The following is a 13280-nucleotide window of genomic DNA, read 5'->3' as shown; positions in this document are numbered from 1 at the left end:
CCTCATGAGCAACGTAAAACGGAATCCCGTACGATCTCCCAGATACCCCGCGGTACATGCCGCAGCCAGTCGGCGTCGATCACCCCGTCCACGGGTTCAGGACTGTACTGGATGCAGAGCCGCCACAGTCTTTCGCTGACCGATCCATTGCGAAAGATCAGAAAGGAATCGACGAGCAACTGGGGCAGAGCCTCGCCTTCCAGATCGATCGTGAGCCTTGGTCCCTCAAGAGCGAAAGCCCCACGTTTTTTGAGCCTGATATAAGGCTGTGCGAGCACATGACGCTCCGGGGGCGTCTCGAGACCGTAGCGAGGAAATTCACAGGGTTCCTTGCAGTCTCCGACCAAATAAATATCGTCACCGGTTACGGCAAGGATGGCTCCGACGAGCCGGCCGACTTGAGCCATGGTCTTTGCACCTCGGAAAGGGGAACCTTCAGCGTATGGCCCGGGGTTTGACCGGGGCGCACCGCGCTGCTGTCCAGATCATATTTATTGCGATAACCACGGGGCGTGATCATCAGCCCTTCGTAACGATAGGTTTGAGTCGATCCCACCAGCACCGTGGTGAGCATGCCGATATCATAGTCGAGCATGGAGTTAAGATTCGTTTGCACGATGTCCTGACGGTAGCGATAGGCACTTTTAACAAGAGCCACCGGTGTCTCCGGGCTGCGATGCTCCAGAAGGATTTCGCGGGCCCGTGCAATCTGTCTTTGCCGACGGCCGCTGGCAGGATTGTAAAAGCCGATCACAAAATCCGCGGCCGCTGCATGCTGGATGCGTTTTTCGATCAGGTCCCAGGGCGTGAGAAGATCGCTCAAGGAAATCATACAGGCGTCATGCCCGAGCGGGGCCCCGACGAGCGACGCACAGGCATTCAAGGCTGTAATTCCAGGTATCAAAGCCACCTCCGGTGATTCCCCTTGTTTCCAGCCGATTTCCTTCAGCACCTCCAGAACCAGGCAACCCATTCCATAGACTCCCGAGTCACCCGACGAAATCACCGCCACCTTGCGACCCGCGCGGGCGGCATCGACCGCAGCCCGGGCGCGACCGATTTCCTCGGTCATGCCGGTGCGAATTTTGTCCTTGCCCTTGATCAGTTTACGGACCAGGGTCATATAGGTTTGATAGCCGACCACCAGCTCCGCCTCTTCCAAGGCGGCGAGGGCTCGCGGCGCAATCAAATCATGAGCACCGGGACCAATGCCGATAATCCAGAGTTTGCCGTGTTCACTCATGCAGGTCTCCTGTTCGCAAAGGGAAAGGCTGTCTGGTGATGGCGATTGTCGCGCCCAATCATGCCGGGTCTCCTGCTCGCAAAGGAAATGGCTGTCTGGCTATGGCGATTGTCGCGCCCAATCATGCCGGGTCTCCTGCTCGCAAAGGAAATGGCTGTCTGGCTATCGCTATCGTCATCTTTTGCTTGATATCCGGTTCTCCGTACTTTTGCTTGGGAACCAGCAGTTCCGCAGCGCCTGACGCCAGAAGGCAGGATGCTTCCGAGACCGAACGGGTGCCGACATGCTCACGCACCTTTTCCGATGGATTTTGAATCGGCAGTACGGAATCAAGTTCAGGAGCACTGAAACATTGCAGCGGCCTATTGAAATGCTGACAAAGCTGCAAAAGACCAGGCTCATCCGCCTTGACCGCCGCGCTGGCAAAGCCGGCAATGGACTTTGGCGAGAGTCTGAATTCCCGCAGAACACCCTCCAAACCCCGTTTCAACATTTCATAGGGCGCATCACGATCACAGCCGATCCCGATCCAAAGCGTGGGTGGTCGATAAACCAGACCTTTGGCATAAAGGTCCGGATGCAGAGCGGGGATATCGCGATCGGAAATGATCAGAATGCGTTCCCAAAGTTCAGGGTCCACCGCTTCGATGGAGCGTGTATAGTGAACGCCCGGCGACCAGGCTTTCTTCAAGGGCCAAAATTCCGGCTGGCCGCATTCCTGAATGATCAGGACCGGCCGTTCATTCACCACAGCCGCGCAGCCCGTGGTGACATTGTGCTCCTGATCCTCTAGCACCCAGCCCAGTTCACGCCCCAGTATATCGACGGTCAGGGTTCCCTGAACATCCGAGGCAGTGGTGATAACCGGCTGACAGGATAAAGCGGCCGCGATGCGCTGGGTCTCGCGATTGCCACCCCCCACATGGCCGGACAGAAGACAGATGGCAAACTGCCCGGCATCATCCACGCAGACCACGGCAGGATCCTGCTTTTTATCTTTCAATAAAGGAGCAATCATGCGAACGACGGCGCCCACACTGATGATAAAAACATGCGTTTCGTAAGCATGAAAAACTTCATCGAGCAAGGGACCAAGGGGCAATTTCACAGGCACGACATGAGCACGGGCTTCCTGGGATATTTTATTGGAAACATAAAGCGTGCTTTCCGGAAACGCCTCCTGAAGTCTCTGCGCCAGCGCAAAACCATGACGCGTGATGGCATGAATGGCGAGCTTCCTTTTAGGTGACATGCAGGGTTTCCTTCTCAATTTTGGGAGCCTCGCCCCGCAGAATTCCATTCCGATGTTTTTTGGTGACGACCACCATGGAAAAATACACACAGCGATCATTACGTATGCGGCGCAAATCATGAACGATGCGCTGCTCATCCGTCGTTGCGCGTTCAACATAAACCGAGGCCTCGAGCAGACCTTCATGCTCCAGGACCTGAACGATCTGGGGCATGATGCTGGAAACTTTCATCAGCACCACGGAATCAAAACTTCTGAGTATGTTCCGCAGATCCTCGATTCCATAAGTGGCCGGGATCACGGCGAGGCGCTCCTGCCCATCGACCAGAGGACGGCCTGCCACGTTTGGAACCGCATTGATGGAACTTACGCCAGGCACCATCTCGACCTCAAGGTCCGGGATGTCCACTTTCAGGGATTCATAGACATAGATAAATGTGCTGAAAACAAAGGGATCCCCCTGTGTGACGAAGCCGACATCTAATCCGGCGTCCAGCTTTTCCCGAATGGCCGCAAAAGCCTTGTTCCACGCTGGAAGCAGGATTTCCGGATCGCGGCTCATCGGAAATTCAAGGAAAAGATGCTGCTGCCCTGTTCCGGTCGGCAGATGCTCCTTGATAATGCGAAAGGCCAGCGACGGCGTCCAGGGATTGGGTCGCGGAATCGCCAGCACGGGCAGCGTCTGCAGATGCCGCAGGGCGCGCAGGGTGATGAGGTCACTGGCGCCAGGCCCCAGGCCAATACCGATCAGTCTGCCCGTTTTCATGCTGGTCCTTCCTTGCTCAATGAAAAAATATGGATGGGATTCAAGGCTTCATAGCGATGATACTTTCCCGCCAGCAGCGAACTGCGGGCGATCTGCACCAGGTTCACATCATAGGCAAGGCCCATGGCATTTAAAGTGTTCACGGTCTGCCCGACATTTTCCATGGTCACCGCATTGATAACGAGGCGCCCACCCGGATTGAGTCTCTGCCAGACGAGCTGAATCAGGGCGTCGAGTTTCCCTTTCGATCCGCCGATAAAAACCGCATCCGGCTGATCGAGCCCTTCCAAAGCATCCGGCGCTTCCCCTGCAATGAGTCGCACGTTATCGGCTCCATGCTTCAGAATATTTTCGGCACAGTAGCCCTGGCTTTCCTCTTCACATTCGATGGCAAAAACCCGGCCTTCACTGGCGATCCGTGCGGCCTCGATGGCCACCGAACCGGAGCCAGCTCCAATATCCCAGACCACCGCCTGGGCACGAAGTTGCAATGCGGCGAGGGAAAGAACGCGAATCTCACGCTTGGTGATCAGACCCAGCTTGGGCATGCGGCGGGCATAGGCTTCCTCCGCTTCCGCGTAAAATGCTGGAGGACAACGCCAGTCGGCGGAACGGGTGAGGATCAAAATATTGAGTGGAGAGACATCGGTCAGTTGGCTGAGCGATTTCAAATCCAAGGGGCGAATCCGTTCGTCGGTGCTGCCGAGGTTTTCGCACAGGATCGCATCCCACGCGGCATCATGATATTCCAAAAGATGCAGGGCCACCCGCACCGGGGAATTCTCGGCATCGGTGAGCAGGGCCACCTTGCTGAGCCGGCGCATTCTTTGGCAAAGTCCTTCGATGGAGCGGCCATGCACGGAAAGGCAGGTGGCATCGGACCAGGCGAGACCCGCTGCGGCAAAGGCCAGCTGCATGGAGCTCGGCTGCGGAATGAAACCACAAAATTCAGCTCCGAATATTTTCACGGCCAGACTGCCGACTCCATAAAACAGGGGATCGCCCGACGCGAGGATCACAATATTGTGATCACCGGATTCATCCCGCAGACTTTCGAGCGTGTCCTTGACCTTTTTTCCCAGCATCACGCGACGACCTGGATAGTCGCTGAAAAATTCCAGCTGACGGGCGCCGCCTACCAGAATCTGGGATTGGCGGATACAATTGTAAGCGCGACTGGAAAGGCCGAGGCAGCCGTCCTCGCCGATGCCAATCACAATCACCGCAGGCTGTCGCATCAGACGGCCTCCACAGCCAGGGCAAAGAGCGCATGAAGAATCGCGACCGCGATGGTGCTGCCTCCTTTGCGTCCGCGGGCGGCAAGCCAGGGAACCTGAGTTTGCGTCAAGAGTTCCTTGGATTCCGCAGCCGCCACAAAACCGACCGGAACACCGATAATGAGAGCCGGGCGCAGGTCCTCTTCCGCGATCAGGCGCAACACTTCCAGCAGAGCCGTCGGCGCATTGCCAATCGCGATGATGGAGCCTTCGAGGTGGCCGAGCCTTTGCAGCTTCTGCATGGATTCAATGGCCCGGGTGGTATTCAACTCCCTGGCTCGGGCGATGACATCCGGATCGGATATGCTGCAGAAGGTTTGGCAACCAAAATGATTCAGGCGCTCCTGATTCAAACCGGCTGCAATCATCTGCACATCGAGCACCAGGGGACAGCCGCGCTGCAGAGCCCTGATTCCCGAAGCCACAGCCTCCGGATGGAAGGCCATGAGATCCTTGAATTCAAAATCAGCAGTGGCATGGATCACCCGGCGGACAATCTGCCACTCAGCAGCGGGAAAACCATGGGGGCCGACTTCGCTGTCGATGATCGCAAAGCTATCGCTTTCAATGCGGCGTCCCTGTTCCGTCATCTGACGCATATCACTCATGAGGGTTCCTTTCGCCGTTCATCCCGGCCCAGAGTTTTCCCATCGAAATCCACCATCGTGACTTCGACCCAAAGTTTATCCCGCGCGAATTTTTCACAGATGAGGCGCGTGCGGGTGCAGATCATGCTCGGCATTTTTTCCAGTTCATGCGCCTGGCAGATCTCAAGCACATGCCGCGCGGTGTTTGCGGCGCGGATCTGCGTTTGAACAGCTTCCGGACTTCCGTGTTCGGCGGCCAGGGTCGCGAGCAGTTCCATATTCACTTCCGAAGCCGAGGCATGGGTCATCATCCGGCCATCGGCCATCTTCGAGAGTTTGCCCATCATGCCGACGATATGAACACCCTCCATGCCGCAGCGCACGGCATTGCGCAGGGCAATTCCCACATAATCACCGACCTGAATAAAGCAGCATTCCGGAAGCTGGGGCAGAAGGCGCATGGCGTATTGTTCGGAACGACCGCCTGTGGTGAAGACCAGCTGCTTTTGCCCTTCCGCGGCCGCCAGCTGTATGGCCTGAACGATGCTGGCAATAAACGCGGATGTGGAATAGGGCAGGACGATACCCGTGGTGCCGAGGATGGAGATCCCTCCCAAAAGCCCAAGCCGGGCATTCAGGGTTTTCTTCGCGCGTTCCTCACCATCCGGACAGGAAATTTCCACCTCCGCCCCGCGGTAGATACTGTCATCCAGTTCCAGCCGCACCATCTCGGCAATGTTTTGCCTCGGCACGGGATTGATGGCCGATGTTCCCACCTCAAGACCGAGTCCAGGTTTGGTCACGCGGGCGATGCCGACACCACCATAGATTTTTAAAGATTGATCATGATGCAAGCGCACCCGGGCGATGATTTCCGCTCCATGGGTGCAGTCCGGATCATCACCTCCATCCTTGATAATGCTGCTCAGAGCAAAGCCCTCATCCCACTGACAACGGTTCAGAGCAAAACGCACCGTCTGACGGTTTGGCAGTATGCTTTCGATCTCCTGCAAGGGCACGCCGCAGAGAAAGAACTGGCTGGCCGCACGTGCGGCCGCGGCGGCGCAGGCCCCGGTGGTAAATCCGCTGCGCAGTGGTTTATCCCCGGTCTGCTTTTGCATCGCTCAGGTCCTGGCTGCGGTAAAAGATTTCACTCTGGAGCTGATCCTCGATGAGACCCTTGGCCCGCAAAAAGTTGAGACAGCGTTCGATTCGGTGGCCTTCTCCTGCGGCGACAAATCGCTGCTCCGGTCCTGCGTTTTGCAGGTCCCTGAGAGGGTCATCGCTCAGGCTGCGTTCATGCATCGCATGGGCCTCGGACAGGCATTCCCGCACCATGGCAGCCGGCAGAAGTCCCTGTTCATCCTTGTACCAATAAAGATCCACAGCGCAGTCAGCCGGCACACTCGCCAGATAACCCAGGATGCCTGTGATGCCGCTGCCAAACGCGGCCGCCACAACCTTTTTTTCCCGGGCCTCCGCAGGCCAGTGAAAGCGTCCCCAGGGTCCGGTGAACGTCAACCGATCCCCTTCCTGAAGGGAACCAAGATAATGGGAGGCCACACCAGCCGCGACAGGCGCTGCCGCGAGGAAGAATTTTTGGGTTCCAGGCTTCACAGCAAAAAGGCTGTAAGCCCGTTTCACTATTTTCCCTTCTGCATTTTCCAATCCGGTATGAACGATGATATAACGCCCACCCTTCAGCACAAGGTCGGGATGTCCTTCCAGCTCCAAAGCCAGAAGTGCACCACGGCTCTCATCCGAAAGATTCGCCAGCACCCGAGCCTGTCTGTGTTCTGCCATGGCCTTGCCCCTTAATCCGCAGGATAGATCACATGCATGTGATCATGAACCTGCTCCAGGTCTTCAAAAAACTGCGAGCAGTAGTGATAAAGATTGGCCAGATCCGCTTCGATTTTCTTATTCAGAACTGCCAGCGTTTGCACATAGGATCGCTCCGGATCGTCAGGCTTCATCTGACTCAAGCGGTCTTCCAGTTCCGTACGGGCCAGTTCAAAGGCATGGTTGAGGGACTGGAGATCCTGGGCCTGGCTGAGCAGACGCAAGGGCCCCGGTTTTTCACCGGCCTCGCCGAGTTCGGCCAGTTCATGTTCGATCAGTCCGGGATCCTGAACTCCTAAAATGCGCATCATGCCGAGACGCAACGCGGCAATTTCGTGACATGCCATAGGCATACTCCTCATAAAATGGAATCTATACGCTCACTGAGCAACTGATCCCTTTGCAGATGCTGTGCCACCAGCGCCGGCACATCCTCTTTTTGAAAATTGCGATACCAGATGCCATCCGGATAGACAGCCACCGTCGGTCCTTCCCCACAACGCCCGAGGCAACTCGTACGGGTCACCCGATAGTCGCGATGCAGGCGCTGTTTACGGAGACTCCGCTGCAGCTCTTCAGCAATCACGGTGGCACCTTTGCTGTTGCAATCATAATTGGTGCAAACCAGAACATGTTTTTTCATGGCCGCATGCGCATGCTGATGCGGCTTGCCCTGCTGATGGGTGGCCTGGTGCCGCACACTCCAGAGCAGGCTTCTGAGGCCCCCGACCTGATCCTGCAAGGCTCCCAGGGGAACCCGATACTGGCAGCTGACACAGGGCAAAGCCAGGCGCGGGGTGCCGCGTGCTTCCGCGATGCGATCCTCGACCGCTTCGCACAAGGCTGTCGTTACACCCAAGGGACCCACGCTCTGGCCTTGGATCCAGGGATGCTGCTGCAGGAAAGCATCAAACATCTGCGCGACGCGATTCGCCAGAACACCTGGAAACAAAAGATAAGGCACCATCAGAATGCCTTGGGGCCTGAGGCGCGCGAGACGCTGCAGGGTTTCCCCGAGGCGCGGCCAGGTGATCCCGATATAGGCGATTTCCAGCTGTTTCATGCCGGCACTTTCCGCGAGCACACGGGCGATCTGATAAAGCTGACCATTCGCGTCGGGATCGCTGGCACCGCGTCCCACCACCAGAAGAGTCCAGCTCGCGACATCAACCTGAGGACAACGCTCCACCTGCCGTTGCACAGCCTGGATCAACGCCGCATGCAAACCCAGAGCCTGGGTTACGGTGAAACGCGGGCGGGGAAACTGGCGCCGAAATTCATGCAGCGTCAGGGGAATATCGTTCTTCACATGAGCGGCCGGCAAAAGGCTCAAGGGCACAATCACGATATCCTCGTGCTCTTCTGCCAGCTGGCGCAAAACTTCACCGATAAACGGTGGGCTTAGCTCCAAAAATGCATGCGCAAAAATCCGCCCAGGATGCAGGGATCGGTAAAGATCCATCCACTGTAAAAAAGCGGCTTCGGCTTCAGCATCGCGACTTCCGTGTCCGACGATCACGGTCGCAAAGCTCATGGCTCCGGCTCCCCATCCCCCGAAATCAGGCGGTCCGTTTCACGGCTACAGAATGTTGGATAAGGCAAGAACGCGCTTGTTGAACAAGCTCCTGCCAAAACCTCCCAGACCCCGAGGACGTTTTGAATTTGTGCACTTTGGGCAGGTTTCCTGGCTTGTAGTGAAGCCGGTGGGAGCCGGCGCCGCCATCGCCTTCCCCAGCGAACTGAGTGGACCTGATGGCGTCTAACTACTTACAGTGGCGGGACCGCGACGGTCTTTCACCGTCTTCCCTTCTCTTCCTTGCGGAAACCCAAAGCTATGCGACTATACGCATGGCGTTTATTTCACCGGCCCTTGCTCTTGTCAATTGCTTTCTCCGGAGCAAAAAAACATTCAGCGCGCTTCGACTTACCCGCAGGGGCTGCTGGTTGGATGGGACAGATTCCTTCCACCCGGTGGCAGGAGCCCTATTTTTCCTACGCCCTGGAAGCGCAAAACCTTGATGGGTCGGGGCGGGAATCAGTGGATCTCACGGCACAGATGACGTTTTCTAAGCAGCATGTCGTGGAACCATCATCCGAATAGGAGCGCGTATGTTGTCTCACGGTCCAGCCGAATCCATATCCTTTTGGAATTTCCGTACGGCCCCCATGCGGGCTTTTCACATGAGCTGGTTGGCCTTCTTTTTATGCTTCTTCGCGTGGTTTGGTAGTGCAGCCCTGATGGGAATCATCCGCGAGGAACTGCAATTAACGAAGACTCAAATCGGCCACATCATCACCGGCTCGGTTGCCATCACGATCCTCTGTCGCCTCCTCATCGGTGGCCTGCTCGAACGTTACGGTCCGCGTCGGATGTATGCGGCGCTGCTCATCCTCTGCGCGCTCCCTGTCATCGGGGTCGCTTTCACTCACAGCTATGAAACCTTTCTAATCGCCCGAATCGCCATCGGTGCGATCGGCGCTTCGTTTGTCATCAGCCAGTATCACACCACACAGATGTTCAGCCCGCGTATTGTCGGAACAGCCAACGCCGTCACCGCCGGCTGGGGCAACATGGGAGGGGGAGCCACGCACCTTCTGATGCCACTGATGTTTGCCGGGATCATGAGCCTTGGTTTTTCTGAGTCACAGTCCTGGCGTCTCTGCATGATCCTCGTCGGCCTCCTCTGCCTCATCATGGGCCTGCTCTACTATCGCTACACCCAGGACACTCCTGAGGGCGACCTGATCGATCTCCGTCGTGACGGTCGCCTCCCGCCTCCTCACAAAACCTCCCGCAATTTCTCACTGGCCTTGCGGGATTATCGGGTTTGGGTTCTGGCCCTCATGTATGGACTTTGCTTTGGCCTTGAGCTCACCATCGATAACATCGCGGCGCTTTACTTCATCGACTACTTTCAACTCGATTGGAAAATGGCTGGATTCGCGGCGGCCTCGTTTGGGATGATGAATATTTTCTCGCGTGCTTTGGGTGGTTATCTGGGTGACGTCTGGGGTCGTCGTCTGGGACTCAATGGACGGGTGTCCTGGCTGGCTCTCGTAATCTTCGGGGAAGGAATTTCCCTGATCGGCTTCGCCCACATGCAAAGCCTGGGACCAGCGATCGGCCTGATGCTGGTCTTCAGCCTTTTCTGTCAAATGGCCTGTGGGGCCACGTATGCTGTCGTTCCCTTTGTGCAGAACAGGGCATTGGGTCCTGTTGCCGGTCTTGTGGGGGCAGGTGGCAATGTGGGTGCGATCGCAACCGGTCTGCTCTTCGGAGGAGCCGTGGCCTGGCCCACCGCGTTATTCTATCTGGGAGTCGCGACCACGCTGATGAGCGGCCTGGCTTTCCTCGTGCGGGACAAAGCTCCGCATCGTGTGCGGGACGCAGCGATCGCCTATGGTCCCGTGACCGAATCCTGATGACGAACTAGGCGACTTTTCCTTCCGGGTGAACGCTCGCCCTCGAGAAGGATCGGGAGTGGCGGGCGGACAAGCGAATGACGACAGCAAACGCTCGAAACCCCGGGCTGATCGTTTCTGACAAGGGGAGGATCTCAAGAGTCAGACTGCCCCCGCCTTTTTCCGCATAGCTTTTGATCGCCGACATGCCGACACCGCGACCGGAGATCTCCGTGATCGACTGGGTTGTGGAGAAACCTGGTTCGAATATCAACATGGCAAGTTCATGTGGACCAGGATTCGCGGAAGGCTCGATGAGACCGCGAATCAAGGCAATCTCCTTGATAGTCTGCAGGGCCAGGCCACGTCCATCATCGCAGTAATGAATCTCCACTCCATCCTCAACCCTGGACACGGACACTGTAATGGTACCCTCCGGAGCTTTACCGGAACTCAACCGTTCCTCACGGGTCTCGATGCCGTGATCCATGGAGTTACGAATCAAGTGGCTGAATATATTCCGCAGGATCTCGGCCCCTTCGGGTGAGAAATAAACGTCCTGATCCGCAATTTGAATCTGCGGCTGCTCCTTGCCAAGATCCTTCGCCAGCTGATTCGCGGCCGCAAAAATCTCTTTGAATAGAGTCTGTGCCGGTTGATACAAGGCCTTGGACAGCACGAAGTCAATCGTCTGGACATGGGCCATGGATGAGGCAGGAATGGGATGCCGATAAAGTTCGGCAATACCTTCCAGCATCATTTCCACTTTGGCAATCTCAATCTCGACGTTATTGCGACCCGAATTTCGTTCCAGGATGCGATCATTCACATGGCGGTAGTATTCGAAGTTCTCTCGGACCAGGAACAAATCCTGGAGCAAGCGCGTCTGGCTCCACTCCGCCTTGCCTTTCTGCAGGAGGCCGGCAAAGTGCTCGGCATTATGCACAAGCTCCGTCAACTTTTTAAAGCCGAGGGAACGTGCTGTGCCTTTGAGAGTATGCAGATTGATGAAGATGATCTTGAGCGCCTCGAGGTTGCTGGTTGTATTGAGCTTGATGAGACGCTCATTCTCCTCCAGGAGCTTTTCACTGGAGCTGACGAAGCGCGCAAACTGCTCTCGGGAAACGGGTACGATTTCCGCGATGAACTCCAGCTCTTTCTTCTTGTCGGCGGCGATGGACTGCAATTCCCGAAACTGCGTAACATCCCTCACCGTAACCAGAATTTTCTCCACGATACTCTTTCGGTTCAGGATCGGGCTCCAGTCGATCTCAAGGATCTTCTGGCCATCCTGCGACTTTCTCCTTATTTCCTTCGTTAACGCGGCTTCGTTCATATCGAAGGCCAATCCAGGCTCGCCGATTGTACTTTGCAGAACACTATCCACCTGGCTGGAGACATCGTGGTGATCGTCGTCGCCTTCAAAGAGCAGATCCACAGCCTTCCGCCCGCCCAGGTTGCTGGACTCGAAAATCTGTTCCAGGAAGGCTGAGTAATCCTTATGGACCCGCCCATCCTCAACGATGGTAAAGATTCCCAGGTTGATATGCTGGAGCATGGATCGAATATCCCTGGTCTGCTCCTCAACTCGTTCCTCCAGGTGTTCGTTTAACGCCAGGACCCTTTTGTGCTGCTCCTGCAGTTCGCTGTTGAGCTCCTTGATCGTATGATGGGATTGATTTTGTTCAAACTTCATCTTATGACCCAGGGCAATGGACAAGAGCAGCAGCTCCAGTGCGGATCCTATGTAATTGCTGTTACTGGTGAAGAAGCCCGGCTTCAGAATTCCAAAGGGAATCAGCTGGTGCACGAAAAGGCCGACCAAAAAGATGGCAAAGGCTATCGTGAAATACCGGGCCGGGCGATAACCTTTACGCAGGCAGATGATACCGGAAACCAGCAGCGCGGGCGAACCGACCAGAGTGAGCGCGCTGGTCGATATAATTCCAACCCGATACGAAAACAGAGACATGATGAGCGTGCCGATTCCCCAAACGATAAGAACCTGAAAGAAGCGGTGCATGAAGGTGGAATGCCGCTGCAGTCGGAGGAATTTTTCGGCAAACAGCAGCCCAAAGATGGTTGCGCCTGCTATCCCGACCGGGACGAGAGTGTTCGAGAGCCAGGGCCACTCTGGGCTGACGTATTGGTAAGCCAGACCAAACACTGAAAAATTCGTATAGCCGTGAAATAACACCGTAAGAACGTAATAAAGATAACTTCGATCTCTGATAATCAAAAATACAAAGAAATTATAGATCATCATGGCGAACATGATGCCCAAATAAGCGACCAACCCAAACAGCTCATCACTCGCTCTTTCCACGAAACGCTCGGGTTCCCAAAGGGTGATGAGGCCCTGAAGGGAACTTTCCGATCGGATCCGAAGATAGATCGTGGCCGTCTGGTTGCTCCCGGTTCGGAACGTGAAATTGGGTGTTCGGTATTTCACATCCCTGGCATCGAACGGCAGAAGGTCCCCGCCTACCTTGTGAAGGACGTCTCCTGAGGAATCGACCAGGTAGAAATCTATATGATCCAAAGGAGCATAATGCAGCTCGGCAATCCAGCGGCGCATCTCCGAACCCTTGTCCGTGATGCGGAAAGTTAACCAGTAAGCATGCTTGGAAAAGCCGAAACTGAAGGCCGCCTTCCCATATTCCTTCCAGTCGTCCCGCTTCTGAACGTCAGCCAGGGTCAGCAGATGGGTGTCATCCACCAGATAGTGAAAGCTATCAATCTCGACCTTGTCCGTGTCAGGCAGAAGTTCGAAGACCTTGGATCCCATGGGGCTGGAAAGCGCGATATGGGGCCATAGACCAAAAAATAGGATGATGACGAATGAATAAAGCATCTTGCAGGGTCTCACCAGGTTATCGAAATGCACATATTTCAAGAGAGATCAATCTTG

12 protein-coding genes and 1 riboswitch are annotated in these 13280 nt (G+C 55.9%); of the genes, 1 reads left to right on the top strand and 11 read right to left on the bottom strand.

Annotated features, from left to right (window positions below):
- Window positions 1–2: 2 nt before the first annotated feature.
- The 10 genes from OLTU_RS06850 to OLTU_RS06805 form a co-directional block, all read right to left on the bottom strand.
- Window positions 3–407, bottom strand: coding sequence for a precorrin-3B C(17)-methyltransferase (locus OLTU_RS06850; protein WP_141732009.1), 405 nt, complete (start codon window positions 405–407; stop codon window positions 3–5).
- Complete coding sequence (cobJ, locus tag OLTU_RS06845) at window positions 365–1243, bottom strand: precorrin-3B C(17)-methyltransferase (protein WP_141732008.1); 879 nt, start codon at window positions 1241–1243, stop codon at window positions 365–367. The genes OLTU_RS06850 and cobJ overlap by 43 nt, the downstream gene beginning before the upstream one ends.
- Before the next feature lie 121 nt (window positions 1244–1364).
- Entirely contained in the window at window positions 1365–2495 is a 1131-nt protein-coding gene (locus tag OLTU_RS06840) for a cobalt-precorrin 5A hydrolase (protein ID WP_141732007.1), read from the bottom strand.
- A complete protein-coding gene (gene cobI / locus OLTU_RS06835; RefSeq protein WP_141732006.1) occupies window positions 2485–3261 on the bottom strand; it encodes a precorrin-2 C(20)-methyltransferase in 777 nt (258 codons plus the stop codon). Before cobI ends, OLTU_RS06840 begins: the two co-directional genes overlap by 11 nt.
- Window positions 3258–4499, bottom strand: a complete 1242-nt coding sequence (gene cbiE / locus OLTU_RS06830; RefSeq protein ID WP_141732005.1) for a precorrin-6y C5,15-methyltransferase (decarboxylating) subunit CbiE — start codon at window positions 4497–4499, stop codon at window positions 3258–3260. The genes cobI and cbiE overlap by 4 nt, the downstream gene beginning before the upstream one ends.
- A complete protein-coding gene (locus OLTU_RS06825) occupies window positions 4499–5146 on the bottom strand; it encodes a precorrin-8X methylmutase (RefSeq protein ID WP_141732004.1) in 648 nt (215 codons plus the stop codon). Before OLTU_RS06825 ends, cbiE begins: the two co-directional genes overlap by 1 nt.
- Window positions 5143–6246 (bottom strand): cobalt-precorrin-5B (C(1))-methyltransferase, encoded by a 1104-nt coding sequence (locus OLTU_RS06820; protein WP_141732003.1) that lies wholly within the window; start codon window positions 6244–6246, stop codon window positions 5143–5145. Before OLTU_RS06820 ends, OLTU_RS06825 begins: the two co-directional genes overlap by 4 nt.
- Window positions 6224–6928, bottom strand: a complete 705-nt coding sequence (locus tag OLTU_RS06815) for an FAD-binding oxidoreductase (protein ID WP_141732002.1) — start codon at window positions 6926–6928, stop codon at window positions 6224–6226. The genes OLTU_RS06820 and OLTU_RS06815 overlap by 23 nt, the downstream gene beginning before the upstream one ends.
- A gap of 11 nt (window positions 6929–6939) precedes the next feature.
- Complete coding sequence (locus OLTU_RS06810; protein ID WP_141732001.1) at window positions 6940–7314, bottom strand: DUF3209 family protein; 375 nt, start codon at window positions 7312–7314, stop codon at window positions 6940–6942.
- 11 nt (window positions 7315–7325) lie between these two features.
- The gene (locus OLTU_RS06805) at window positions 7326–8501 is read right to left on the bottom strand and encodes a CbiX/SirB N-terminal domain-containing protein (protein ID WP_141732000.1); all 1176 of its coding nucleotides are present in this window, start codon (window positions 8499–8501) and stop codon (window positions 7326–7328) included.
- A gap of 123 nt (window positions 8502–8624) precedes the next feature.
- A riboswitch (cobalamin riboswitch) is annotated at window positions 8625–8812 on the bottom strand.
- 264 nt (window positions 8813–9076) lie between these two features.
- Here OLTU_RS06805 and OLTU_RS06800 point away from each other — a divergent pair.
- The gene (locus tag OLTU_RS06800) at window positions 9077–10390 is read left to right on the top strand and encodes an MFS transporter (protein WP_141731999.1); all 1314 of its coding nucleotides are present in this window, start codon (window positions 9077–9079) and stop codon (window positions 10388–10390) included.
- Between the two features lie 7 nt (window positions 10391–10397).
- Here OLTU_RS06800 and OLTU_RS06795 read toward each other — a convergent pair whose 3' ends face one another.
- Window positions 10398–13238: a 7TM diverse intracellular signaling domain-containing protein gene (locus OLTU_RS06795; RefSeq protein ID WP_218109888.1), complete on the bottom strand. Its 2841-nt coding sequence runs from the start codon at window positions 13236–13238 to the stop codon at window positions 10398–10400.
- Window positions 13239–13280: the final 42 nt, after the last annotated feature.

The sequence above is a fragment of the Oligoflexus tunisiensis genome (assembly GCF_001748245.1).
GTDB classification, from domain to species: Bacteria; Bdellovibrionota_B; Oligoflexia; order Oligoflexales; family Oligoflexaceae; genus Oligoflexus; species Oligoflexus tunisiensis.
The sequence above is the reverse complement of the archived record's forward strand: the minus strand, read 5'-3'. Positions and strand labels throughout refer to the sequence as shown.